The sequence below is a fragment of the Halalkalibacter flavus genome, from assembly GCF_036663575.1.
Lineage (GTDB): Bacteria > Bacillota > Bacilli > Bacillales > Bacillaceae_D > Halalkalibacter > Halalkalibacter flavus.
Map to the genome: position 1 here is coordinate 31548 of NZ_JAWRVK010000008.1, position 25430 is coordinate 56977.

A 25430-nucleotide genomic window follows, 5' to 3' on the forward strand; every position below is an offset into this window, starting at 1 on the left:
ATTTTAAAAGGAGAATCAAACATAAAAAAAGAAAGTAACCCAAATCAATCTGAGCTACTTTCTTCAAGAACCATTTACTTCAAACCATTTACAAATGTTTCAACATTATGTTTCATCATTAAAATGTAAGTCTCTGCACCACTGCCGTCTTGACCAACAGCATCTGTATACACTTCACCTGCTATTTCTACTCCAGTATCACCTGATACCGACTCCATGTAACGGCGATCTACTGTTGTTTCAACGAAAATAGCTGGAATCCCTTGATCATTTACGACATCGATTACACGTGCGATTTGTCCAGGAGTACCTTCTTCATGAGAATTGATTTCCCATACTCCTTCAGTTTGAAAACCATATGCTTCACCAAAATATTTAAAAGCATTTTCACTAATAACAATCACTCGATTTTCTTCAGGAATCGCTTCTACTTCCGTTTTTATAAAAGTATCTAATTCCTCTAACTCCGCTAAATATGCATCTGCATTTTCACGATACGTACTTTCGCCTTCAGGGTCACGTTCGATTAAGTCGGCTACAACATTTTCAACGTAAAGTTTGACATTTTCTACACTCATCCATGCATGAGGATCTTCTTCCTCACCGCCTTCAAGCATAATTGGTGTAACGCCTTCGCTCACAGATACAATGGAAATATCGCCACCAACACTTTCAACCAACTTCTCAATCCACTCTTCTAAGCCAAGTCCATTGACATAAAAGACATCTGAATCACTAACTTTTTGAAAATCACTTGGTACGGGCTCATATTCGTGCGGCTCTTCGCCAATTGGAACAATGTAGTCAACTGTTCCTCTATCTCCAACAATCGTACCGATAATGTCTCCTAGGATTGAAAAACTTGTAGTAATAACAAGGCCACCTTCTTCTTCATTTGTTGCCTCTTCAGTTGAACCCTCAGACTCTGTTGTTTCCTCTTGCTGTTCATCATCCAATTCTTCTTGTTGTGTCTCTTCTGCACTACAGCCTATTAATACGAAAAACGATAGACTTAGTACAAATAAGAAAAAACCCAATTTCTTTAGCATGATTCCCTCTCCTTTTCAAAAATATCAGTTGTTCACTTCTAATTATTTTGGACAAAGGAAACTTTTTAAACAAAAAAATAATTGTTTCCCTAACGCAACAATTATATTTTTTCATACTTTGCTTTTTTTGTCTAGATATTTTTATAAATATATTACGTTTTTAGCAAAAAAATAAATGCCTAAGGCAGGTAGAATCTCTACTTCTTCCTCAGGCAAATTCTAAACATGGTCAAGGTCTACTGTTAAGACATGATCAATCTTTTTGAACATGTAATATAGGTCTGTTGTATATATATATTCTGGAGCTGAGATTGTAATCTTGATTTGTTGGTTGCCATTGTCCAGATCACGTATTTTAATATTGCGTATTTTAATATCCCCTTTTTGTCTTCCATAAAAATCATGTTCTTTCATTTCGATTGCTTGGAGCAGATCTGTCATTTTATAATTTGGTTCCATTACTATTTTTGCAAAAACATCCCTTTCCCTTAATGCGCTAGGTCCAATTAATTTGATAATGGCAGGAAGTACATTAACAGCAATAATAAAGAGAATAACTGCAACCAAAGACGCAAAATAAAGCCCTACCCCTACAGCTATACCGAGTCCAGATGCTGACCAAATCATGGCTGCACTTGTTAATCCCGAGATTACATCATTGCTTCTCCTAAGAATAACACCAGCTCCCAAAAAGCCAACACCACTTACAATCTGGGCTGTTAAACGCATCGGATCCATAGCACTAAATGTAGGCGTTGCAAATATATGAAATGCTTCAATCGAAACAATTGTAACAAGACAGCTTGCTACGCTAATCACCATGCATGTCTTTAGTCCTAGAGGCTTATGTTTTAATTGTCGGTCAATCCCAATTAACATTCCTAAAAACAATGCTAAGCTTAATTTTCCAACAATAACGAAATCTAAAAACATTCCTCTTCCCCTTTCTTCCCAATTCTTACCACTTAGCAATAACAATCGCAGCAAGAATTTACTATATGTGGAATTTAATTATCCGAACAGGCTGTAATTTAACATAAAACTCCCACCATCTTTTCTCTACATTATATGCTTTAACAATAAGATAAATTGACATAAATAGAGCATCAGAAGAAACTTCTTGAAATTTTCTTCTTGATAAAATGGTGATTTTATCCAAGGAGATACTCTAAATAAGACTAAAAGTTTTAGGTATTGAATACAATTGACTTTCCTTTTTCCTTTATAATCCCAATTATCGTTATGATTTATTTGTTGATGATATTTTTTTATCAAAAAGTGTGTTTTTTCACTTGTTCTGAAACGCGTTTCACGCTTTACGATAATTATAGATCGTAAAGGAGGGACTATTTTATGGAACTATTAACTGGAATCATTAGTTTATTCGGTTTATGTTTCATCGTTATATTATTTGCTGCAGTTACTTCTTCACCCAACCATGAAAAGAAAAGATCAATCAAATCAGAACCTTACAGTTACATTTTTCACGACCATGTAATCGAAAAAAAAGAAAAGTCCAAACACCCTTCAAAATAATACGAGAGTTCAAACTAGTAAGTTCATGCAGGAAATTATGTAAATACATCAAATAGTATCAATAAGGAAGGGGTGTATACAATGGAATATTTGTTTCCTTCATTTATTGATAACTACATTAACGAATTAGCAGCGAAAGGGCGAAAAAATTCAACTATTAAACGCTACATTTACGATTTGAATGATTTTTCATATTGGCTGCATAAGGCACGTTCAACAACAGAAGAAATAAACTGGAAGTCCATTACAAAAGAGGAGCTCGAGCTTTTCTTTCATGATTTGATGGAAGTGAGAAAGTATAATATACGAACAATTCGACGCATTCACAGTGTGTTAAGACAAGTACATCAGTACCGTAAATCCTTGGGCCAAAGTGAACTAAGTCCTATGGCCGAAATCGAGCCTCCTGAGCTTTCTTCAGATCCACTAGAAGAATCAGATTGGTTACAGCGGAAAGAACAAGCTCAATTTCTCACTTCGATATCATCAACAAATAGCCTTTCCGACCAACAACTTGAAGTATTTCATTTCTATAAGGAACGGAATGAATTTATTGTTCGACTATTTTTAAATTATGGTCTAACACTACATGAAGTCCAGCAGCTTTCGATGAGAGATATAAAATTTGAACGCAATGAATTACACATTCAAAAGGACAATAGAGTGATTGTTATGGCCGAAGATCACAAACAATTAGCCTACACATACTTTAAGAGCATCCCAGAGCCTGTTAGACCTCGTTTTTATAGTGAAGATCCATTGATAGTCTCATTTGATTTTAAGCGTAAAACGTTTCATTGGTCTTATGATGATGACAAACCAAAACGGATGTCTATGATCGCCATTCAGAAAATGGTTCGGTTGGAAGTAAAGCGCGCGCAATTACGTAAAGGAATTAGTGCTCAAACACTTCGAAACACTTTTATATTAACCACTCTTTTAAATGGGATGACATCCGATGAGTTAGTTCAGTGGATCGGCTATACGACACCATTGTCAATGAACCGTTACCTAAATACAATTCAATCAATTACAAAGGAACAGAAGCAACGTTTATTAGCGGGGTCAGCCTAATCCCGCATTTTTCTTTTGTTTCATCATTTTTTTGTTGTAATTGTGAACTCAGAAAAAAACGGTTATACAATCAATACATCAAAATAAATTGATAGAAAAGTTAATGTGGAATGATGTGACAAAAAGTTTCTATTTATTGCTTTTAATATTTGAGCAGAAATTAAAAAACAGCAAAGAATAAGAAAAAGCGCCCTTCTAGGCGCTTTTCTTATTCTTGCTCTTCTGACTTCAACTGAACGTTACGCTGCGGAGCAAATGTAGAAATAGCATGCTTATAAACAAGCTGCTGCTTCCCTTCTGTTTCTAAAATGACCGTAAAGTTATCAAAGCCTTTGATTAAGCCACGGATTTGAAATCCGTTTGTTAAAAAGACAGTGACAGAAATATTATCTTTACGTAATTGGTTTAAAAATTGATCTTGAATATTAATAGGTTGCTTCATCGGGGTGTCCTCCTCTAATTGACTCTCTCTTTATTTCGATATAAATGGTAATTTTCCTTCAACAAAAGAACAAATTTCCTGGAATGTTTTGTCTGTTAATCCATCCGACATGTCAAACCATGTCGCCTCCGTTTTATTTCGAAACCATGTTAACTGTCGTTTGGCGTAACGCCTTGAGTTTTGCTTTAACATATCAACAGCATCTTCTAATGACAAGAAACCGTTAAAATAATCATAGAGCTCTTTATATCCAATCGCTTGCACCGATTGACAATCTCTTATACCACGGTCATATAAAGACCTTGCTTCTTCTAACAATCCTTGTTCCATCATTATGTCAACACGTTTATTAATTCGTTCGTAAAGCAGTTCACGTTCCATCGTTAATCCGATAAACGCTAATGAATATGGCGACTCCTCTTTTTGCTCTTCCATTTGGTGTTCGGAGAAGGGAGTCCCTGTAGCTTGTGTTACTTCAAGTGCTCGAATGACACGTCGCACATTATTAGGGTGAATGAGTTGTGCAGCTTTTGGATCTACTTGTTTGAGACGATTATGTAATTGTTCATTTCCTATTATACTTACTAGTTGTTCTAGTTCTTCACGATAACGTTCATCCGTCGGCAGCGATTCAAAACGGTATTGTTTTGTAATTGCATTTACATATAGTCCTGTACCACCTACTAAAAGTGGGACATGGCCGGTGTTATTAATCTGTGAAATTAGAGGAATGCATCTTTCTTGAAATTCAGCAACTGAAAATGACTCTTTCGGATGCAATATATCGATTAAATGATGGCGGATCCCTTCTTGTTCTTCATCGGTCACCTTCGCCGTACCAATATCCATACCTTTATATACTTGCATCGAATCTCCACTAATAACTTCACCTTCGTATTTCTTTGCTAATTTAATACTCAATGCTGTTTTTCCAACTGCAGTTGGACCGACAATTACAATTAACTGTTCTTTCATCATCTTCTCCCTATTCCTTTAAATTCAAACGTTCGTACATGGATTATTTTGAAATCGTAATAAACCCATAATGAAACGTAGCGTGTTGCCTTTTCATTACATGAAATCCGTAACGATTAAATCGGTCACTCTCATAGTGATCTTTTAAAACAACACGTGATCTACTTACTCGTATTGCTTCATCTATTACTTGTTTTGATAAGTCATCATGACAAGCAAACTGTTTTAATGCCTTAATACCCGTTGAATTAGATAAATGCTGCTCGAACATAGGATCAAAATAAACGACATCAAACGAATGATCAGGTAGATTTTGAAGATAGTCTTTATGATGTGCATGAACCACTTCGATCCTTCTCATTGCATCAATCATCAAAGCACCACCATCCTGCCAAGATCCAAGACCATGGCGGACAATACTAGCAAGAGTTTGATTGGCCTCTAAGCCTGTTACACGACCACTTTTTCCTACAGCAATTTGTGCAACTAGACTATCTGAGGCTAAACCTAACGTACAATCAAGAAACGACATTCCTTTCGAAAGATCCGCTGAAGCTACTAACGGATCATAATTTGTTTTTTGAAATTGCTTTACCCGAAACATAGCAGAGTTCGGATGATAAAAAAAGGGCTCTCCACCATCCTTTGAATAAAGAGTTACTTTGCCCTTTCCTATTACGAGAACATCCGCTTCGTAATGTTGTATTAGGTCTTGAACAGAAGCCTCACTTCGGCGAATAAATGGAGCAGCTAATTCTAAGCTAAAGCGCAATGCTTTCTCCTCTAATACGTCTGCTCCTTTTCTTGCTGTTGTAATGATCATGGTATTATCCCCTATGTATTGTAAATGAATTGGTGTATATGACGGTTGTTCTCGTTCTTGTTCAGACAAGAAGGTTAAATAGTGTTCTTGGCTTTAATCGTGCGAACATATTTACGTTGGCTTCGAGTTCTTACAAAAAGGTAAAAAGCGACCTTCCTTTATATGTGCGTAGATCGTGTGCGTTGGCTTCACTCGCCGTGCGCCTTTTAGGAGAAGATCACAGTCTACAAAGCTTAAAAGCTTGACGGCGCTGTACTCGCTCTTACTTAATATTATAGTGTGGTATTTGTTTCTTTGCCTCAATAGTGCGAACATGGTTGCGATGGCTACGCACGCTGCGCGCCTTTTAGGAGAAACCCACTCCTAAAAAAGGCTTAAAAGCTAGCAGCGGCTCCGCTCAACGCTTCGAGTTCATAGAAAAAGGTAAAAAGCGACCTTTCCCTTTACATGTGCGTAGATCGTGTGCGTTGGCTTCACTCGCCGTGCGCCTTTTAGGAGAAACCCACTCCTAAAAAAGGCTTAAAAGCTAGCAGCGGCTTCGCTCAACGCTCCGAGTTCATAGAAAAAGGTAAAAAACGACCTTTCCCTTTACATGTGCGTAGATCGTGTGCGTTGGCTTCACTCGCCGTGCGCCTTTTAGGAGAAGATCACTCCTAAAAGGCTTAAAACATTACGGCGGCTCCGCTCAACGCTTCGAGTTCATAGAAAAAGGTAAAAAGCGACCTTTTTCTATGAACTCTCTTACATCACTCGTTTAAACATTTTTTCTAGTGCGTAGGTTGAGAAGTGGACAAGGATTGGGCGGCCGTGTGGGCAGGTAAATGGGTCGCTACTTTTTCTAAGCGATTCTAACAGGGCAAACATCTCATCTTGACGAAGGTGACGATTTGCTTTGATTGCTGCCTTACAGGACATTAAAATTGCCGCCTCTTCCCTAAGTTTGCCAAGATTCACTTTTCGATGCTCTAACAAGTAGTCAATAATTTCACGAATTGTTTCTTCTTCTTGTCCCTTTGGCAGCCACGTTGGGTGCGAGCGAATGACAAACGCTTGTGTACCAAATCGTTCTGGAAAAACTCCAACAGCATGAAGATCATCGATATGTTCGTTAATTGTAGCAAATTCCTGTGCCGTACATTCTAGTGTAATCGGAACAAGCAGTTCTTGTACGTGCTGACTCACTTCTGCCACTTTGTCTCTAAAGAACTCATACTTCACACGCTCTTGGGCTGCGTGTTGATCAATTAAATACATTCCTGTCTCATTTTGTGCAATTATATACGTCCCATGCATTTGCCCAACAGGATAAAGGACCGGCACTCGCTCTGTTACCTTTTCTTCGACTTTCGTTTCTTCTTCTCCTGAGTCCTCTTCCTGATGATCAATAGCTGTCTCAATGCTCTCATACGTACTTGCAACAGGTTGCTGTTGCTCTTGATAACGTTGTGTGATTGTTCTTTCGTACTCACTGTCCTGCGCTATATCATCAGCTAGTTCTAATGGGGAATGAGACTTTTCTTGCCACGTTTCATTTTCTTTTACTTGTAGCCCAACATTTGAGGGGGACTCCATTGGTGTTGGTTTTTCAAAATCAAATGATACTTGTTCACTTTTTATGCTTGTGAAATTCGTTCGTTGTCTCGTATCTGCCTCTGGAATTAATGTCTCGGTTTCAAATATTTGTTTGATTGATTGAGTAATTAATTGACCTAATTCCTCTTCTTTACTTAAACGTACTTCCAGTTTCGATGGATGAACATTGACGTCAATTAATTTTGGATCCATTTTTATAGAAAGTACGACAAGAGGATAGCGTCCAATAGGTAGTAATGTATGATAACCGTCTTGTATCGCTCTAGCAAGTGCATAGTTACGAATATACCTGCCATTAACGAAAATAGACATATACTGTCTAGACGCTCTTGTTAATTCCGGCAAAGCTACAAAGCCACTTATTTCATAATCTAGCGATTCACCTTCAATAGGTTTTACTTTTTTTGCTACGTTTCTTCCATAAATTGAAGCAATTACTTGACGAATATCACCATTGCCTGACGTTTTTAATACTTCTTTTCCATGATGAGAATATTCAAATGCTACATTAGGGTGCGCTAGTGCAAGACGATTAATAATATCACTTACATTCCCTGCTTCTGTATGAACAGTTTTTAAATATTTTAATCTTGCTGGCGTATTATAAAAGAGATTCGTCACCATAACCTCTGTCCCTTTTCTTGCCTTTGCAACCTTCTTATGCTTGATCACACCGCCCTCTAACATAATTTCTGTACCTGGCCCTACGCCCGTGCTAGTAGTTAGAGACACATGGGCTACAGAAGCTATACTCGGCAATGCCTCTCCCCGGAAACCTAACGTGCCGATTTGAAACAAATCGCGATCTGTCCTAATTTTGCTAGTAGCATGACGATAAAAGGCTGTCTCAACATCATCCTCGTCGATTCCATCACCATTATCCACAATCCGAATTGACGTTAGCCCACCTTCTTCAATCTCAACAACAATGTGTGTACTATTTGCATCAAGTGCATTTTCCACTAATTCTTTTACAATTGACGCAGGGCGTTCGACAACTTCACCTGCAGCAATTTTATTAGATAACGCATCATCAAGCTTTATGATTTTCGTCATCGAACCCCTCCTTCTGTTATTTTAATAATCGTTGAAGTTCATTGATGAATTGAATCGCTTCAATTGGAGTCATATGAAGCACGTCTTTTTTAACAAGCTTCTTCAAAACTTTTTCTTCTTGTCCAGAAAGTGCGACGGAAACGTTCTTTTCTTGCTGAGCCACATCTTCATCACCAAATAAAGATAATTGTTGCTCTGGAGAGGAAGCAGGGAGTGTTAATTGATTGTTTGTTTTAGGTGCTGCCGTACCATCTTCAAACTGCTTTAACAATGTCTCAGCACGCTCTGTCACCTCAGTTGGTAACTCTGCTAATTCTGCTACATAAATCCCATAACTACGATCCGCTTGTCCATCGACAACTTTATGCAAGAATACAACCGTTCCGTTTTCTTCAACTGCTGATACATGAACATTTTGTAAATCTACTAGTTCCTTATCTAGTTGTGTTAATTCATGATAATGAGTGGAGAAGAGGGTTTTTGCACGAACGATATCATGAATGTATTCAATAATGGCTTGTGCCAATGCCATTCCATCATACGTGGAAGTACCTCTCCCTATTTCATCAAGCAAGATCAAACTATTTTGTGTTGCCTTTGTAAGAGCATAACGTGTTTCGAGCATCTCAACCATAAATGTGCTCTGCCCACTAGCAAGATCATCAGCAGCACCAATCCTTGTAAATACTTGATCAAATATTGGTAATTCACACGAAGTCGCCGGAACATAACAACCAATTTGTGCCATGACAGCGAGCAAGGCTAACTGACGCATATAAGTACTTTTTCCTGCCATGTTCGGCCCTGTAATTAATAACATCTCTCGCCCTTTTGTCATGTGTACATCATTAGCAACATACTGACCTCTTTCAATCACTGTTTCAACAACAGGATGACGACCCTCGACAATCACAATGTCTCTCTTTTTCGAGAAGCTTGGCTTTACATAATGGCGTTGCTCACTTACTGTCGCAAATCCTGCTAATACATCAATTTCACTAATAGAATGAGCCAATGTTTGAATAAATTGTAAATATTGTTTTGCCTCTTCTCTTACAGCAACAAACAAATCATATTCAAGTTGTTCCATTTTTTCTTCCGCTTCTAAAATTAACGCTTCTTTTTCTTTAAGTTCAGGAGTAATGTAGCGTTCTGCATTCGTTAATGTTTGTTTGCGCTCATAACGACCCTCAGGTAATAAATGAGTATTTGCTCTTGTCACTTCAATATAATAGCCAAATACTTTATTAAAGCCGATCTTCAACGAACGAATCCCTGTTTCTTGACGCTCTTTCTGTTCAAGTTCAGCAATCCACTGTTTTCCATTTTTACTCGCATCACGATACGTATCTAATTCTTCATGAAAACCAGATCGAATCATTCCACCTTCTGTAACAGAGATTGGGGGATCCTCTACTAAGCTACGATCAAGAAGTTCTATTAATTCAACAGCTTGATCTTCTTCGTGAAACCACCGATTAAGAGAAGAAGGTGCCATTTTTCCAATTAGGTCTTTTATGATTGGTACCTTTTCTAAGGAACGCTTTAATTGAACGAGTTCACGAGCATTAACGCTACCATAGGCAATTCTTCCTGCTAACCTTTCAAGATCATACACATGCCTTAACTCATCTCGCAATTCTTCTCGCTCGAAATAGGATTCTAGAAAAGAAGTGACTAGCTCCAGGCGTTGCTCGATTCCAGATTGATCAATTAAAGGGCGCTCTAACCAATTCTTTACGAGTCTACCACCCATCGCTGTCACAGTCTGGTCAACAATCGAAAGCAGAGATCCAGCCTTCTTCTTTTCTCTAAGTGATTCCGTCAGCTCGAGATTTCTTTTCGTATGAGTATCCATCTTCATAAAAGAATCAAAATGATAATAAGTGACTTTTTGTAAATGATTTAATGCACGTTTTTGTGTTCTAATTAAATATTGTAAAAGTCTAGCGAAACTAGTTATCAGTTTTTCAGACTGTAAATCAGCACAAAGCTTACTATAGTTTTGATCAAGCTCTACCTTATCTTCATAGGAAACGGTAACCGGACACTTCTCTATAATTCGTTTCAAGATTATCTCATCAAGATCTGAAGCAACAACTAACTCTTTTGTGCCTGAACTTGCAATATCATGAATAACATCTTCAAGCGCATCACTGATTAGCGTTACAGCACATTCACCAGTTGTTAGATCCGTTCTAGCTAGTCCAAAAGTTTGATCTTCAAATGCCGTCATTGCCACTAAGTAATTGTTTTCTTTCTCCTTAATGACATTTCCGTTCATCATCGTCCCTGGTGTAAGCAGCTTTACTACTTCTCGTTTCACTACGCCTTTTGCAACTTTCGGATCTTCTACTTGTTCACACAAGGCAATTTTGTAGCCTTTCTCAATTAATCGTGACATGTATTGATCAGCAGAATGATAAGGTACACCACACATCGGTATGCGATCTTCACCTTGTCCTCTACCCGTTAACGTAATTTCTAATTCTTGGGCTGCAAGTTTTGCATCCTCATAGAACAATTCATAAAAGTCTCCAAGACGAAAAAATAAAAAGGCATCTTGGTGCTGTGCCTTTATTTCTAAGTATTGTTTCATCATAGGGGTAATTTGTGCCATAATATCCTCCACCGTACATAATTAATACGGTTTATTATATCATAGCCGCTATGAATCTCGCATTAGGGAGTCTTTTACTGTAGGGGAATTACTTACGAAAAAACAAGAGCAAACCTCGTCGGCTTGCTCCCTCGTCTTATTTATCAAATTCACTGTGTAAGAAATTTGGATCAAGACGTTCATACTCCTCATCACTCACATCATCTGCTGCTTGTGCATTAGGAAAATCTTCTAAAAGACCATCAGAATTTACAGCTACAGCAACCTTTGTCTCACCGATACACTCTACGAGAAACTCCCGCTCTACCTGTACATCAACATTCGCTCCATTTTCAGAGATTGTTGCTTCCAATGTATTTGGCTGCTGAACTGCTCTTGCAATAACGTCCATTTCATCAGATAGGATATTTTCATCCTGCATGGAAAGTGGAATTACATCAGAGTAAGTAACGGTTTGCGTTGCAACATCTGTCTTCGTATTTTTATTATACGAGAACCAAACGTTGATATCGTAGCTCCCTTGCACCACTACAGAGTCGCCCTTCTTATCTGCTGAATACTTGTGATTAATAATCCAGCAGCCTAGAATGCTTGACGGTCTGTGTGAAGGGCTAATCGTATGAGTTGCTTCTGAAAACTTACGACCTTTTCCACATACCGCTTTTGTAATAATTTCACGATAGTTAAATTTTTGAGACATGAAACAAAACCCTCCTCTTTCTCATATCATATCGAGTTGTCGGTCGCTCGTGTCGGCTCAACGTGCCAAATTTGCTCCGCCAAATGCTTCACTGTCATCCTATGCAGGGCGAATAACCAATGTGCGAAAAAAGAATGAAAGATGATAGCAAAGCGTTATCTATATCACGATATGTTGAGCTTACAAAGTTTAGTACATCAATCGAGAAAAGTTCTTTAAAAATATCTAGTTTCTTTGCCATGGCAGGTTACTACCAAAATTCCCCAACGCCAATTAATAGAAAAAAGAGCTATTAATTATTTATATAAAAAGTCAATTATTTATGACCATTTTTCTTAAAAAATAAAAAAACAGATCTATTCATCTTATCGAATAGATCTGTATAACAAACCCTATGTTATTGACAACCACCATCAAAATAAGGGTTTTTCGTCGTTGTTCCTTTTACTAAATCTCCACCCATTGAAGTAATAATTTCTTCGGTCACTGCCTTAGAAATTGTATTAGAAACCATCTGCAATAATTCATTTACTTCAATTTGGCTCGATTTGAATTCCTGTACTAATGGAATTGAATCAATTTCTTCGTGTAACGCATCAATTTTAGCTTCTACTTCTTTTAACGCTTCAGCCTTTCCATAATGCTGGAGATTTACTGCCTCTTTTTGAAGCTTTTTAATTTGCGCGATCAGCTCTTGTACCTTTAGATGTTCATTAATTTGTTTTTCAGCTCGTTTAAAGAAATCCACTTCTTCTGTTTCTGCCATCATCTTTGCTAATTCTCTAGCTTTATTACGAATATCTTCTCTTGTATATGTTGTTGTCATTACTGTTTTACCTCCGCCATCTCAACCATTTCACCATTTAACGACCATGTCTTCGCTTCTGTTACCTTCACATAAACAATCTCACCAATCACCGATTTAGGAGCAGTAAAATTCACTAAACGATTTGTTCTAGTTCTACCTGCTAAAACGTCTGGATTCTTTTTACTTTCTCCTTCAACAAGAACTTCAACAATCTGATCTTGATAATCAAGGTTTTTCTTTGCTGAAATTTCATTTACAAGTGCATTTAAACGACCTAGTCGCTCACGTTTCACTTCCATTGGTACATTATCTTTCATTTTTGCAGCTGGAGTTCCTTCACGAGGTGAGTAAATATATGTGTAGGCACTATCAAACTCAATCTCGCGTACAAGAGAAAGGGTCTCTTCAAATTGCTCCTCTGTCTCATTCGGGAATCCAACAATTAAGTCTGTTGTAAACGATGCGTTCGGAATCGCCATTTTTATTTTATGAGCAAGCTCTACATATTGCTCACGTGTATATTTTCTAGCCATTAATTTCAAAATCTCAGAGTTACCATGCTGAACTGGCAAATGAATATGCTCAACTAGGTTTCCACCTTTAGAAAGAACAGATATGAGGTGATCATCAAAGTCTCTCGGATGACTTGTTGTAAAACGAACACGTGGAATATCAATTTTATGAATTTCATCCATTAAATGCCCTAGGCCATAATTTTTCCCTTCTAAATCTTTCCCATATGCATTTACATTTTGGCCAAGTAAAGTAATTTCCTTGTAGCCTTGTCTAGCTAAATCGCGGACTTCGGCAATGATATCTTCAGGAAGTCGACTACGCTCTTTCCCACGTGTGTAAGGAACGATACAATACGTACAAAACTTATCACAGCCATACATGATATTTACCCACGCTTGTGTTTTTCCTTGACGAGCACGAGGCATGTTTTCAACAATATCTCCCTCTTTAGACCAAACTTCAACGACCATTTCTTTCCCGTAGATAGCATTTCTTAAAAGCTCCGGCAAACGATGAATGTTATGGGTACCGAAAATTAAATCAATGTGCTGATGTTTTTGCATGATACGGTTTACAACTGATTCTTCCTGTGACATACAGCCGCAAACACCAACAATCAATTCTGGTCGTTCAACTTTTAATGCTTTTAAATGACCAATTTCACCAAACACTTTGTTTTCAGCATTTTCACGAATCGCACAGGTATTTAGTAAAATGACATCCGCTTCCATTGTTTCCTCTGTTGATTCAAAGCCCATTTCCAGTAGGAGACCTGCCATATTTTCTGAATCATGTGTGTTCATCTGACAGCCATACGTACGAATCAGGAACTTCTTACCATTCCCAATCCCCTTCATCTCTTCAGGAATTAGACTGTCTGGACGTATGACTTGTACATCCTCTTTTCCTCGACGCTTTCCTTGCTTATAATCTGGTTGGTCATAAATAGAAATGTCTCGCCCTTCTATCCGGATCACCTTTTTATTATCTTCCTCTGATACTACTTTAGCATTTGAGAAATCAAAATATTTACTATAGTCTTTTTTCTTGTTTTCTTTATCTATAGGCTCATTTGTATTTCCAAAACGTCCTAAACGTTGATCTTCATTCATAGTTAAAGACTCCTTTCATCAAGCTTCTAAAAGCAAACAAATAGAAAGCTCACGATACGTGAGCGAAATTTTGCATAGTTTCCTTCATACATTATACGTGGAACTTTCAAGAAACTCAATGAATCTTGTTTGTCTATCTTTTAACAAGTCCGTAGGTAATTGGAAAAAAGAAAAAAGTCGCAGAACTCTTTTCTTTGAGATGCGACTTCTTTTATATAACAAAAGCGAACATGGGGAGAGTACTTCTCAGTTAACTGTTTTGTACAGCAGCGCGAACATGGTTGCGATGGCTTCTCTCGCCGTGCGCCTTTTAGGAGAAGATCGCTCCTAAAAGGCTTAAAACATTACGGCGGCTTCGCTCCCCCCTCCTCTGTTTTTCAAATAGAAAGGTACCTGTTTTATACGTAATACGCGAACATGGTTGCGATGGCTTCTCTCGCCGTGCGCCTTTTAGGAGAAGATCGCTCCTAAAAGGCTTAAAACATTTACGGCGGCTTCGCTCATCGCTTCGCAAAAAGACCCAAAGGGAAGATCGTCCTTTGGGTCTTTTTGCTTACATAAATTCTGCCATTAGTTTGTTGAACTTTTCTTCTGTTAGTTCTAAATTTTGGTGAGCTAGTGGTTTTTCGTCGTATGACTCGATTAACTCTTGGTATGACTTTTGTTCTTTGTTTTGGTAAATGAGACCTGTCACAAGACCGTTATGTTCCATTAGTGTTTGCATAGCAGTCATGCGATTGGACGGGTCGTAATTTTCAACATCTGAAAGCTTCGTAATATTTTCCTTAAACCAATCATACGTATTCACTTTATTAAAAGTAACACAAGGACTAAATACGTTAATAAGAGAGAAGCCTTTATGGTTAATCCCTTGTTCAATTAATGAAGTTAATTCCTTTAAGTCACTTGAGAAACTTTGTGCTACAAACGTTGCTCCAGCAGTTAATGACATTTCCATCACATTCAGAGCTGATTCAATGGAGCCGCCTGGTGTACTCTTTGTTTTAAAGCCCATGTCACTACGTGGTGATGTTTGCCCTTTCGTCAAGCCATAAATTTGGTTATCCATGACGATATACGTTACATCGATGTTACGGCGAATAGCGTGAATCGTATGTCCCATTCCAATAGCAAAGCCATCCCCGTCTCCGCCAGACGCAATAACGGTTAAATCACGGTTTGCCATTTTAACACCTTGTGCAATTGGTAGAGCGCGACCGTGAACACCATGAAAACCATATGAATTAATATAACCTGAAATACGACCTGAACAACCAATACCTGAGATTACAGCAAGGTCATCTGGCTCTAAACCAACATTTCCTGCAGCACGCTGGATTGCAGCTTGGACAGAGAAGTCCCCACAACCAGGACACCAGTTTGGCTTTACTTTGTTTCTAAAATCTTTAAATGTTGCCATTTAAACCAACTCCTTGCTTACGTCATGTAGTTCCTTACAAGTTTCATGTAATTCACCAGGTAAAAATGGGTTTCCGTCATATTTCAATACATTTTCAATTTTTACATTGCCAATATTCATTTTAATAATGTTGGCTAGTTGAGCTGTCGCATTGTTTTCTACTACAACTACTTTTTTAGCACGATCAATTAATGGCTTTAATTCATCAGTTGGAAATGGGTGTAACAAACGAATCTGCGCATGGTTCACTTTAATGCCATCTGCTTCGAGTCTTGGCATTGCCTCTGCAATTGTTCCTCGTGTAGAGTTGACCCCAATGACCAATAAATCCGATTCAGCATGCTTTGCATCTACAAAAATAGGGTTTTTAAACTGTTTTGGTAAATTCGCTACTTTTCGCATCCGCTTATCCATTTGATTCTTACGATTTTCAGGACTTTCAGACGGTTTTCCTGTTTCATCATGCTCGACACCTGTCACGTGGTGAATTCCATTTTTCATACCTGGAATCACTCGATTCGAAACACCTGATTCTGTTAATTCATAGCGTTTATAATACGCTTTATCTTCTCGCTCTGGAATCTCTTCCCCTAACTGCAACGCACCACGACGAATTTCTACTCTACTATAATCAAGCGGTTCTACAGTTTGTTTCCCTAGTGACAAGGCAAGGTCTGTCACCAAGATAACTGGGCATTGGTATTCTTCTGCTAGGTTAAAAGCTTCAACAGTATCATAGAAGGCTTCCTCTACAGTACTCGGTGTGATAACAATTTTTGGAATGTCACCATGTGTACTATAAATCATAGCCATTAGATCTGATTGCTCTTGTTTCGTAGGTAATCCCGTACTTGGACCCCCACGTTGCGTATCCATAATAACAAGTGGTTGTTCCGTCATACCAGATAGGCCAATCGCCTCGGCCATTAAAGATAAACCAGGACCAGCTGAAGCCGTAAACGAACGTACTCCGGCATAGTTCGCACCAATTGCCATTGTACATGCAGCGATTTCGTCTTCTGTTTGAATAACTGTACCACCAAATTCAGGCAATTTTTCAATCATATATTCCATAATTTCAGATGCAGGTGTAATTGGATACGCTGCCATAAAACGGCTTCCCGCTGCAACTGCTCCCATTCCGATTGCATCATTTCCGATCATAAACATTCTCTTCTTGCCGTCAGCTGGAGCCAGTTGCAATTCAGGCATGTTTGTCCCTGCTTCTTTTCGGAAGTATGCAGCTCCTTGGCGGATCGCCTCCATGTTCTTCTCAACAACACTTGTTCCTTTTTTCAAGAAAAGATCTTCAACAACATCTTGATACGTATCAGGCTCTAACCCTAGAATCGCACTTGAAGCACCGACAGCAACCATATTCTTCATTAAAGATGTACCTAGCTCTGTCGCTATCTCCGTAAAAGGTACAACAAAAAGGCGTACATCATAACCTTCCGTTACGACAGGATTAAATTTAGCATCCGCAATAATAATGCCATCTTCACGTAATTCATGAATATTAACATCAATTGTTTCTTGATCAAACGCCACTAAAATATTTAAATCATCTGAAATTGAATTTAAAGGAGACGTGCTTACACGAATCTTATTGTTTGTATGTCCACCTTTAATACGTGAAGAAAAATGACGATACCCGAATAAATAATAACCATGACGATTCAATGCAGAAGCAAAAATTTCACCTGTACTTTCAATTCCTTCCCCTTGCTGACCGCCAACTTTCCATGATAACTGCTCTCTCACACTCTCCACTCCTTGCTTGTCTATTAGACTAGAAACACGAAATATCAATTATTGTCATAATATCACATTTCCGAGTAAATTACTAGACTTACTCAACTTTTGAAATGAATATGTCTTAAACGTTCTTATAATAGTCCCAAACTTGTTAAAAAGCAAGACTTTTCAAAGATATGTAAATTGAATCTATCGTTTTTTATCACAAAACTTGAGTAACTTCAATACAAATCAATCTCAAATCATTGCTAAAGCACGCAAAATCCTACTTTCAAAATGAAAGTAGGATTTTTTGCAGACGCTATTTTCACCTTGGTTCTACGATTATTTTCATCGCTGTTCGCTCTTCTCCCTCAATTTGTATATCAGTAAAAGCCGGGATACAAACAAGGTCAATACCACTTGGGGCAACAAATCCCCTCGCAATCGCAATCGCTTTTATTGATTGATTAAGCGCTCCTGCTCCTATTGCTTGGATTTCTGCTGCTCCCCGTTCACGTATGACCCCAGCTAACGCGCCAGCAACAGAGTTGGGAGTAGATTTTGCTGAAACTTTTAAGACTTCCATTTCTTGTACCTCCTCTTTATGTGAAAAGTGGGCTGTCCATGATTACGATCGTTTTCATGCATTCAACAGTGCAATTAGCAAATGCTTGCTAATCGTACAAGATGTGAATCTAATTCATCTTATTTCAGAAAACCTATCCTTATTCCTAAAACTTTAAATTTCTTACTCGATTACGTATAAAAAGGGTGATCATCATTAATTAGGATTCGTTTCACTGACTTAGAAAGACCTGTTTTGGGGTCTATGTCAATTACGACTCCACTTAACTGTGTACGCCCCTCTGCTACTTCAAAACGTACCGGTAAATTCGTTAAAAACTTATGAAGCACTGGTTCCTTTTCAACACCGAGAATTCCATCATAAGGGCCAGTCATACCAACATCCGTTAAATAAGCAGTTCCTTTTGGTAATACACGTTCGTCTGCTGTTTGGACGTGAGTGTGAGTACCAACGACCGCAGAGACTCGACCGTCTAAATACCATCCCATTGCTTGTTTCTCACTAGTCGCTTCAGCATGAAAGTCAACGAAGATATATGGAGTTCGACCTTTAATTTCTTCTAAGATTTCATCCATTTTTGTAAATGGACAATCAATTGGCGGTAAGAATGCTCGACCCATAATATTAATTACAGCAATTTCAATATCGTTGATTTTGACAAGTGTATAACCTTTTCCCGGTACACCCGCCGGATAATTAGCTGGTCGCACTAATGCTTTTGCACGATCAATAAATTCGAAAATTTCTCGATTATCCCATGCGTGATTTCCAAGTGTCACCACCTGTGCTCCTGCATCCAAAAACCCTTTGTAGATTTTTTCTGTAATGCCCTTTCCAGAAGCTGCATTTTCACCATTAATAATCGTAATTGTTGGCTTGTACGTTTGTTTTAGCTTCATTGTATATTCCTTAATCATCTTTCGACCGGGTGCCCCAACGACATCCCCAATAAATAAAATTCTCATAATTGCTCCTTCACTTATGTACTTTACCTATATTATTAGCTACATTTCCTTCGTTAAAAACAAATAAAGTGGCGAAAATCGCCACTTTACTTTGCATACTCAACGGCACGTGTTTCACGGATAACCGTTACACGTATATGCCCTGGATAATCTAGTTCTTCTTCAATTCTCTTCGTAATATCACGAGCAAGTTTATGTGCGAGTGCATCATCAACAACATCTGGTCTAACCATTATTCGTACTTCACGTCCAGCTTGGATCGCATACGTCTTTTCTACGCCATCAAACGATTCAGAGATTTCCTCTAACTTTTCAAGACGACGAATGTAGGTTTCCAGTGTTTCTCTTCGCGCACCTGGTCTTGCAGCCGAAAGGGCATCAGCTGCTGCAACAAGTGTTGCGATAATAGAAGTTGATTCCGTGTCCCCATGATGAGATGCAATAGCATTTATGACAACTGGGTGTTCTTTATACTTCGTCGCCAGTTCTACCCCAATCTCCACATGGCTGCCTTCTACTTCATGATCAATTGCCTTACCGATATCGTGAAGCAATCCAGCTCGTTTTGCTAGTTTAACATCTTCACCTAATTCAGACGCCATCAATCCAGCTAAATGAGCCACTTCCATTGAGTGTTTCAACACATTTTGGCCATAACTTGTTCTAAATTTCAAACGACCGAGAATTTTAATTAAATCCGGGTGTAACCCATGAATTCCCATCTCAAACGTTGTTTGTTCCCCGTACTCTCTTATCGCTTCATCAACCTCGCGACGAGACTTATCGACCATTTCTTCGATACGAGCAGGATGGATACGACCATCTTGAACAAGCTTCTCAAGTGCTGTACGAGCAATTTCACGACGAATTGGATCGAAACCAGATAGAATAACTGCTTCAGGCGTATCGTCAATAATTAGATCGATTCCTGTTAACGTTTCTAACGCTCGGATATTACGCCCTTCACGACCAATGATTCTTCCTTTCATCTCATCGTTTGGCAGCGTGACTACCGAAACCGTCGTTTCTGCTACGTGGTCTGCAGAACAACGTTGAATCGCAAGTGACAATACTTCTCTCGCCTTTTTATCAGCCTCTTCTTTCGCTTGTGCCATTCGCTCTTTAACAATAAGAGCTGTTTCATGAGCAATTTCTTGTTCAACCTCACTACGAATGGTTTCACGAGCTTCTTCGCGGGAAAATCCAGAAATACGTTCAAGCTCAGCTTGCTGCTTGCTCAAGATTTCCTCCACTTTGCTATCCATCTCTTCAATTTGTCGTTGTTTTTTGGTGAGAGATTCCTCCCTTTTATCCAAAGACTCTTCTTTCTTATCTAAGGTTTCACTCTTTCGGTCAAGAATCTCTTCTTTCTGTACCAAACGATTCTCTTGTTTTTGAATCTCATTTCTTCGTTCACGAACCTCACGCTCTGCTTCTGTGCGAATTTTATGTGCCTCATCCTTCATTTCAAGGACAGCTTCTTTCTTACCCGCTTCTGCTTCACGCTTCGCATCTTCAACAATTTGTTTCGCTGCATGTTCCGCACTGGAAATTTTCGCTTCTGCAATGGATTTTCGAACAAGATATCCAACAACTGCACCAATACCTGCAGAGACAACAAGCAAAATGGAGATGATCAATATTTCCATACTCTTTCACCTCCTCTTGCTATCTAATTGTTGGTTTCAAAAATTTGTCATACGCTTCATCATTATAAAAAACAAACGCATATTACATTTGATCGCGGAAAAAATAAATATTACTAAAAACTTAACCGCATTCTATTTAATTTTATAGCTCGTTTTAGTCAATGTCAAGTGTTGTCAATTTTCGTAACTTCACTTATCCCATCTTTTATGGAAACCTCATAAGATAGATCTCCAGATTGGGCTAAATGATAATTATGAGTAATCATAATTATTTGTCGATTAAACATTGTACTAAGTGATTTTAAAAACTCATATAAATAAAGAACATAATCACCTGAGACGTGTTTTCCAGGCTCATCTAGCAATAGAGGTCCTTCTCTTCTTGGCTGAACCGTTTCAATTAATGCAACTCGCAAGGCTAAAGTAACAATATCAACGACTCCTCCCCCACGTGAGTCTTGGGGTCTCGTTTTCACTTTGACCCCTTCATATTCTGAAACCACATAGAATTCCGCGACCGCTTTGTTTCCATGCTCTTCTAGTTCAATTTGAAATGAAAATAGCGGTCCAAACACATACTGCAATGCGTTTGTTACTAATGTCTCGATTTGTTGCTTTGCTTGTTCTCTTGCATACTCTGCAGATTGTTGAAGTAAAACTCGAGCCTTCTCATACGTATCAATTGTTTCAAAATACGAATCAAGCTCTTTTATTTTTTCAGCTAACTGTTCTTCGAATAAGGTTTTTTTTGCATCAAGCCTCGTCCATTTATCTTGAGCTCTTTTAAAGCGATCCTCTAATTGTTTTAATTGATTTGATGAACTATTCATCCTCAATCAGTTCCTTTGGAATCAACTCCCACGTTTCTCTCAAAGATACCTCAATTTCTTTTTCAAGCTTTTCAATTTCTTGATCAAGCTCTTCGGGTTTTACCCCAAGCTCTTCTAGTTCAACTAAGAGTCTATTTTTCTGGTTTTCTAGTTCTTCAAGCTTTGCTTCAGCTCGATAACGCATATCCCTTGCTTTATCAATTGCTTGTTTAATTTGTCCTAATTGCTTTTCTACTGACATACTACCATTCACCTTCTTTTTATTTATTCAGCCTGTTTACAAATAGCTTGACCACAAGTTGGACATGTTCCTTCGGCTAAAAGACGTTCTTGTAGAGCTGCTTCAGCTTTTTCTTGCTCAATCTTCTGTGCTTGAATATATCTTCTACCTTCTTCTGATCTTCGCTGATACCCTTTTAATTCTCTTTGTATCGCTTTTAACTTATGACATGCATCCGTCTTCTCGGCGATCATTTCTTGTTTGTTTTTCAGTTCAGTAACATTAGGCAATCTGTCACATATGAGATGAATCTTTTTATACTGATTGCTATTTCCTTGTAATAGTTCTTGGATTTGTTGTAGCTTTTTCTGCTTCAATTGGTTAGCTGAAATCCGCTCCAATGTCTCTACACTAACAGAATCGATAAATCTTGTTTTCTTAGCTCTTTGCTTTTCTTCCCTTTCAGATCTCTCGACTATGTTTAACTGCTGTAACTTGTTATTTAATTGTTTTAGAAGGTGCAATTGATGATTTAATTTTTCATAACGGTGATTTGCTAGTTCTGTCTGCTCCGTCTTTTCTAACCATTTTTGACATATGGCAATTGTTTTGTTAACTTCTTGCCGTTGTTTTCTCTTTTGCTCATATACTGTAAATCTATGAAACATCTCCTGCAGTTGTTCTTTTTTGGTTTCCCAATGATCCACATTTTTTACAATATTTAATCTCTGTATCGTTATACTTTCTTCGGTTGTTACTTGATGTAGCATTTCTTTTAGCTTCTGGAGCTTGTCTTTTTTCTCAAGCAACTTTTTGACATGCTGAATATTGGAATCTGATTGAATCAATTGTGATTTTAATTCATCTAAATGAGCAAAAGGTTCGATATCTTCTTTCAGCCTATCAATCACTTGCTGTTCTTGTTTCATTCTTACATTTAACTGTGAAACATCTTTCGTCGTATCACGAATAGCCATATCTAGAAAATGAGCGCCACTAATCCTCCCGAGTGCTTTTGCACGAATGGAGCTTGTATTCTCTAATAAAAATGGTCCATCTAATTGCTGCGATAAATGAATCATTAACTCATTGTCATGATCAATTCGCAAGTGATCCATCCCATGCGCTTTCATTACTTCCTCAGGTACATGAATGCCAAAGCCCTCTAACACAAGCTCTTGTTCGCCTTCTTTTTTAATAATATAGCGATTTTTTGAACCTGTACGCTCACGAGTAATAACCGTTTCATTTTCAAAAGTTACGGTAACTCTAACAAAGTCACCAGAAACACGAATGAAATCCGTTCCTCTTGGCTGATTATACAACGCCCAGCGAATTCCTCTTAAGATTGCGGTTTTTCCACTATCTGATTGGCCAACAATTACATTTAAGCCATTACTAAACTCGACAAAAGTATCTAAGTGAGATTGGAAATTCTCTAACCGAACCGCTCGAATATTATTCATACTCTCCGTCCTTCCATACCTCTTCAATGACTGTCATCCTACGTAGTGCCTCTTGTTTAACTTTTTCTTCGACACTTTTTAGCGAAGCGATTTCTAAAATAATATCACTCATATTCAAAGTTTGAAATTGCGATGTTTCTTTTACTTGTTGAACAAAACTATGTAATTTTTCTTCTTGATGGACAGCTTTTTCTAAAAACGAACGATCTAAAACATCATCCCCTTTTTGTGCTCTCTTAATAGTAATTTCTCGCAATGAAATGTTTCTATCAATGATTGAACCAATAATAACTTTAGGCATTCTACTTATTTCTGACCAATGGTTATTTACACGGGCTAGGGCTCCGGGGTTACAAATAAACTTGCCATTTCGTTCCTTGATCCCAAAACCACCATGAAAATGGCCCGTTAGAATAATATCTGCCGTTGTTCCCCATATATGATCAATGATCGTATGGGGCACTCCTTTTGGTAAGGCTTTCTCGACAAGCATACTATGAACAATGTGGATAAGAACATCCGCGTTCGTTTCATTGGTTGGATAATAGTCTAATTTCGGATCACGTTGGTCTAAATCATAGTGATAAGGTTGCCCACTAATTTGGACGCGTTGCCCATTTTTTTCAATTAGAATAGGGTTACTCGGATCAATGACTGTCATTACACCAAATGAATCCATTAGTCCTAGCATCGTTCGTGAAATCGTTTCTGGATTGTGCCCAAATGTATCGTGATTTCCTGCAACCACATAAATAGGCATGTTTGCCTTCATGAAAATTTTCGCGAATTGTCCGACAACATTTGGAGATAGATCTGGGCGATCAAACACATCCCCTCCGTGCAAAAGTACATCGACCTCTTCCTTATTTGCTAGTTCAATAACTTCCTCTAACTTCTCTTTTAATGTATCAACATAAACGTCCAAGCGATTTTTAGGAGTCGTTCCACGAATATGTGTGTCTGTTACATACAAAAATTTCATCACTTGCCACCTCCTTCTAAAAATCTTAAAAGAAGGAGGTGTCCCAAAGGTTACATTTCACCTTTAGAACACCCCTTCGTCCAAATATTATTTTAAATCAAAAGGAACTTCTTCAAACTCTTCTTCTGTCGCTGCCGCCACTTCTATTTCACCATTTAAGCCATGATGCTCACGAATGAGAGTTTCAATTTGTTCTGCAATGTGCGAATTCTCTTTTAAGAACTGCTTAGAATTTTCACGCCCTTGACCGAGACGCTCCTCGTTAAATGAGTACCATGCTCCACTTTTTTGAACGATATCTAGATCTGATGCAATATCTAAAATCGAACCTTCACGAGAAATACCTTCACCGTACATGATATCAACTTCTGCTACTTTAAATGGAGGGGCCACTTTATTTTTTACAATTTTAATCTTAGTTTTGTTCCCTACCATATCATTGCCTTGCTTTAATGTTTCCGCACGACGAACTTCTAAACGAACGGAAGAATAGAACTTCAAAGCTCGACCACCAGGAGTCGTCTCTGGGTTCCCGAACATTACGCCCACTTTTTCCCTAATTTGGTTAATAAAAATCGCTATCGTCTTCGATTTGTTTATTGCTCCAGATAGCTTACGTAATGCTTGTGACATTAGACGAGCTTGCAAACCAACATGACTATCTCCCATATCTCCTTCAATCTCAGCTTTTGGTACAAGGGCAGCCACACTATCAATAACAATCATATCAACTGCGCCACTACGTACTAAAGCTTCAGCAATTTCTAAGGCTTGCTCTCCTGTATCCGGCTGTGAAAGCAATAACTCATCAATGTTAACCCCTAATTTTTGAGCATAAACTGGATCTAGCGCATGCTCTGCATCAATGAAGGCTGCTTGCCCACCTTGTCTCTGAACTTCTGCAATCGCATGTAAAGATACAGTTGTCTTACCTGAAGATTCTGGACCGTAAACTTCAATGACACGCCCCTTAGGATAGCCACCTACTCCAAGTGCAATATCAAGTGCAAGTGCGCCACTTGAGACGGTTGATACACGTTGCTCTGCTTGTTCACCAAGCTTCATAATTGACCCTTTACCAAATTGTTTTTCGATTTGACGTAGTGCCATATCAAGGGCAGCCTTACGATCACTCATTATGAATCTCTCCTCTATTATCAATAATAATGTATTTAAAATTGGAAAAGCGAATCTATGTTTCGTTCTTTACTATCATACATTTTTTTTTCGCTTTTGCCAATAGTTTTACGAACATTTATTCGTGTTAA

At 38.2% G+C, this 25430-nt stretch carries 22 protein-coding genes; 2 read left to right on the forward strand and 20 right to left on the reverse strand.

The window, feature by feature from the left end; genetic code table 11:
* Window positions 1-74: 74 nt before the first annotated feature.
* Window positions 75-1049, reverse strand: coding sequence for a metal ABC transporter substrate-binding protein (locus tag SAY88_RS07255; RefSeq protein WP_332630572.1), 975 nt, complete (start codon window positions 1047-1049; stop codon window positions 75-77).
* 219 nt (window positions 1050-1268) lie between these two features.
* Entirely contained in the window at window positions 1269-1982 is a 714-nt protein-coding gene (locus SAY88_RS07260) for an MgtC/SapB family protein (protein ID WP_332630574.1), read from the reverse strand.
* 420 nt (window positions 1983-2402) lie between these two features.
* Between SAY88_RS07260 and SAY88_RS07265 the strand changes: the two genes are divergently transcribed.
* Complete coding sequence (locus SAY88_RS07265) at window positions 2403-2585, forward strand: hypothetical protein (RefSeq protein ID WP_332630576.1); 183 nt, start codon at window positions 2403-2405, stop codon at window positions 2583-2585.
* Window positions 2586-2666: 81 nt separating this feature from the next.
* Window positions 2667-3659, forward strand: coding sequence for a tyrosine-type recombinase/integrase (locus SAY88_RS07270; RefSeq protein ID WP_332630577.1), 993 nt, complete (start codon window positions 2667-2669; stop codon window positions 3657-3659).
* Window positions 3660-3867: 208 nt separating this feature from the next.
* Here the strand turns inward: SAY88_RS07270 and hfq are convergent, their stop codons facing one another.
* The 18 genes from hfq to recA form a co-directional block, all read right to left on the reverse strand.
* Window positions 3868-4101, reverse strand: coding sequence for an RNA chaperone Hfq (hfq, locus tag SAY88_RS07275; protein WP_034632138.1), 234 nt, complete (start codon window positions 4099-4101; stop codon window positions 3868-3870).
* Window positions 4102-4131: 30 nt separating this feature from the next.
* Window positions 4132-5076, reverse strand: a complete 945-nt coding sequence (miaA, locus tag SAY88_RS07280) for a tRNA (adenosine(37)-N6)-dimethylallyltransferase MiaA (RefSeq protein ID WP_332630731.1) — start codon at window positions 5074-5076, stop codon at window positions 4132-4134.
* A gap of 43 nt (window positions 5077-5119) precedes the next feature.
* Window positions 5120-5899, reverse strand: coding sequence for a class I SAM-dependent methyltransferase (locus SAY88_RS07285; RefSeq protein ID WP_332630579.1), 780 nt, complete (start codon window positions 5897-5899; stop codon window positions 5120-5122).
* Between the two features lie 741 nt (window positions 5900-6640).
* The gene (mutL, locus tag SAY88_RS07290) at window positions 6641-8548 is read right to left on the reverse strand and encodes a DNA mismatch repair endonuclease MutL (RefSeq protein ID WP_332630581.1); all 1908 of its coding nucleotides are present in this window, start codon (window positions 8546-8548) and stop codon (window positions 6641-6643) included.
* A gap of 16 nt (window positions 8549-8564) precedes the next feature.
* The gene (gene mutS, locus SAY88_RS07295; RefSeq protein WP_332630583.1) at window positions 8565-11168 is read right to left on the reverse strand and encodes a DNA mismatch repair protein MutS; all 2604 of its coding nucleotides are present in this window, start codon (window positions 11166-11168) and stop codon (window positions 8565-8567) included.
* Window positions 11169-11304: 136 nt separating this feature from the next.
* Window positions 11305-11868 (reverse strand): outer spore coat protein CotE, encoded by a 564-nt coding sequence (locus SAY88_RS07300; RefSeq protein ID WP_332630585.1) that lies wholly within the window; start codon window positions 11866-11868, stop codon window positions 11305-11307.
* 397 nt (window positions 11869-12265) lie between these two features.
* Window positions 12266-12694: a YlbF/YmcA family competence regulator gene (locus tag SAY88_RS07305; protein WP_250095462.1), complete on the reverse strand. Its 429-nt coding sequence runs from the start codon at window positions 12692-12694 to the stop codon at window positions 12266-12268.
* Complete coding sequence (miaB, locus tag SAY88_RS07310) at window positions 12694-14304, reverse strand: tRNA (N6-isopentenyl adenosine(37)-C2)-methylthiotransferase MiaB (RefSeq protein WP_332630588.1); 1611 nt, start codon at window positions 14302-14304, stop codon at window positions 12694-12696. The genes SAY88_RS07305 and miaB overlap by 1 nt, the downstream gene beginning before the upstream one ends.
* Before the next feature lie 553 nt (window positions 14305-14857).
* Window positions 14858-15724, reverse strand: a complete 867-nt coding sequence (locus SAY88_RS07315) for a 2-oxoacid:ferredoxin oxidoreductase subunit beta (RefSeq protein ID WP_332630589.1) — start codon at window positions 15722-15724, stop codon at window positions 14858-14860.
* A complete protein-coding gene (locus tag SAY88_RS07320; RefSeq protein ID WP_332630590.1) occupies window positions 15725-17488 on the reverse strand; it encodes a 2-oxoacid:acceptor oxidoreductase subunit alpha in 1764 nt (587 codons plus the stop codon).
* A gap of 301 nt (window positions 17489-17789) precedes the next feature.
* Entirely contained in the window at window positions 17790-18050 is a 261-nt protein-coding gene (locus tag SAY88_RS07325) for a stage V sporulation protein S (RefSeq protein ID WP_034632153.1), read from the reverse strand.
* Window positions 18051-18220: 170 nt separating this feature from the next.
* The gene (locus SAY88_RS07330) at window positions 18221-19015 is read right to left on the reverse strand and encodes a TIGR00282 family metallophosphoesterase (protein WP_332630592.1); all 795 of its coding nucleotides are present in this window, start codon (window positions 19013-19015) and stop codon (window positions 18221-18223) included.
* 86 nt (window positions 19016-19101) lie between these two features.
* Window positions 19102-20664, reverse strand: coding sequence for a ribonuclease Y (gene rny / locus SAY88_RS07335; protein WP_332630594.1), 1563 nt, complete (start codon window positions 20662-20664; stop codon window positions 19102-19104).
* Window positions 20665-20828: 164 nt separating this feature from the next.
* On the reverse strand, window positions 20829-21494 hold the full coding sequence (locus tag SAY88_RS07340) for an OLD family protein (protein ID WP_332630596.1): 666 nt from the start codon (window positions 21492-21494) through the stop codon (window positions 20829-20831).
* Window positions 21487-21735 (reverse strand): hypothetical protein, encoded by a 249-nt coding sequence (locus SAY88_RS07345; RefSeq protein ID WP_332630598.1) that lies wholly within the window; start codon window positions 21733-21735, stop codon window positions 21487-21489. Before SAY88_RS07345 ends, SAY88_RS07340 begins: the two co-directional genes overlap by 8 nt.
* Window positions 21736-21758: 23 nt before the next feature.
* Window positions 21759-23180, reverse strand: coding sequence for an AAA family ATPase (locus SAY88_RS07350; protein WP_332630600.1), 1422 nt, complete (start codon window positions 23178-23180; stop codon window positions 21759-21761).
* Window positions 23173-24162, reverse strand: a complete 990-nt coding sequence (locus tag SAY88_RS07355; RefSeq protein ID WP_332630602.1) for an exonuclease SbcCD subunit D — start codon at window positions 24160-24162, stop codon at window positions 23173-23175. The genes SAY88_RS07350 and SAY88_RS07355 overlap by 8 nt, the downstream gene beginning before the upstream one ends.
* 87 nt (window positions 24163-24249) lie before the next feature.
* Window positions 24250-25299 (reverse strand): recombinase RecA, encoded by a 1050-nt coding sequence (gene recA / locus SAY88_RS07360; protein WP_332630604.1) that lies wholly within the window; start codon window positions 25297-25299, stop codon window positions 24250-24252.
* Window positions 25300-25430 lie beyond the last annotated feature (131 nt).

What these genes read in the sequence shown, in the direction of transcription:
- SAY88_RS07255 (WP_332630572.1), bottom strand. Translation starts at nt 1,049, where the DNA reads ATGCTAAAGAAATTGGGTTTTTTCTTATTTGTACTAAGTCTATCGTTT.
- SAY88_RS07260 (WP_332630574.1), bottom strand. Translation starts at nt 1,982, where the DNA reads ATGTTTTTAGATTTCGTTATTGTTGGAAAATTAAGCTTAGCATTGTTT.
- SAY88_RS07265 (WP_332630576.1), top strand. Translation starts at nt 2,403, where the DNA reads ATGGAACTATTAACTGGAATCATTAGTTTATTCGGTTTATGTTTCATC.
- SAY88_RS07270 (WP_332630577.1), top strand. Translation starts at nt 2,667, where the DNA reads ATGGAATATTTGTTTCCTTCATTTATTGATAACTACATTAACGAATTA.
- hfq (WP_034632138.1), bottom strand. Translation starts at nt 4,101, where the DNA reads ATGAAGCAACCTATTAATATTCAAGATCAATTTTTAAACCAATTACGT.
- miaA (WP_332630731.1), bottom strand. Translation starts at nt 5,076, where the DNA reads ATGAAAGAACAGTTAATTGTAATTGTCGGTCCAACTGCAGTTGGAAAA.
- SAY88_RS07285 (WP_332630579.1), bottom strand. Translation starts at nt 5,899, where the DNA reads ATGATCATTACAACAGCAAGAAAAGGAGCAGACGTATTAGAGGAGAAA.
- mutL (WP_332630581.1), bottom strand. Translation starts at nt 8,548, where the DNA reads ATGACGAAAATCATAAAGCTTGATGATGCGTTATCTAATAAAATTGCT.
- mutS (WP_332630583.1), bottom strand. Translation starts at nt 11,168, where the DNA reads ATGGCACAAATTACCCCTATGATGAAACAATACTTAGAAATAAAGGCA.
- SAY88_RS07300 (WP_332630585.1), bottom strand. Translation starts at nt 11,868, where the DNA reads ATGTCTCAAAAATTTAACTATCGTGAAATTATTACAAAAGCGGTATGT.
- SAY88_RS07305 (WP_250095462.1), bottom strand. Translation starts at nt 12,694, where the DNA reads ATGACAACAACATATACAAGAGAAGATATTCGTAATAAAGCTAGAGAA.
- miaB (WP_332630588.1), bottom strand. Translation starts at nt 14,304, where the DNA reads ATGAATGAAGATCAACGTTTAGGACGTTTTGGAAATACAAATGAGCCT.
- SAY88_RS07315 (WP_332630589.1), bottom strand. Translation starts at nt 15,724, where the DNA reads ATGGCAACATTTAAAGATTTTAGAAACAAAGTAAAGCCAAACTGGTGT.
- SAY88_RS07325 (WP_034632153.1), bottom strand. Translation starts at nt 18,050, where the DNA reads ATGGAAGTCTTAAAAGTTTCAGCAAAATCTACTCCCAACTCTGTTGCT.
- SAY88_RS07330 (WP_332630592.1), bottom strand. Translation starts at nt 19,015, where the DNA reads ATGAGAATTTTATTTATTGGGGATGTCGTTGGGGCACCCGGTCGAAAG.
- rny (WP_332630594.1), bottom strand. Translation starts at nt 20,664, where the DNA reads ATGGAAATATTGATCATCTCCATTTTGCTTGTTGTCTCTGCAGGTATT.
- SAY88_RS07340 (WP_332630596.1), bottom strand. Translation starts at nt 21,494, where the DNA reads ATGAATAGTTCATCAAATCAATTAAAACAATTAGAGGATCGCTTTAAA.
- SAY88_RS07345 (WP_332630598.1), bottom strand. Translation starts at nt 21,735, where the DNA reads ATGTCAGTAGAAAAGCAATTAGGACAAATTAAACAAGCAATTGATAAA.
- SAY88_RS07350 (WP_332630600.1), bottom strand. Translation starts at nt 23,180, where the DNA reads ATGAATAATATTCGAGCGGTTCGGTTAGAGAATTTCCAATCTCACTTA.
- SAY88_RS07355 (WP_332630602.1), bottom strand. Translation starts at nt 24,162, where the DNA reads ATGAAATTTTTGTATGTAACAGACACACATATTCGTGGAACGACTCCT.
- recA (WP_332630604.1), bottom strand. Translation starts at nt 25,299, where the DNA reads ATGAGTGATCGTAAGGCTGCCCTTGATATGGCACTACGTCAAATCGAA.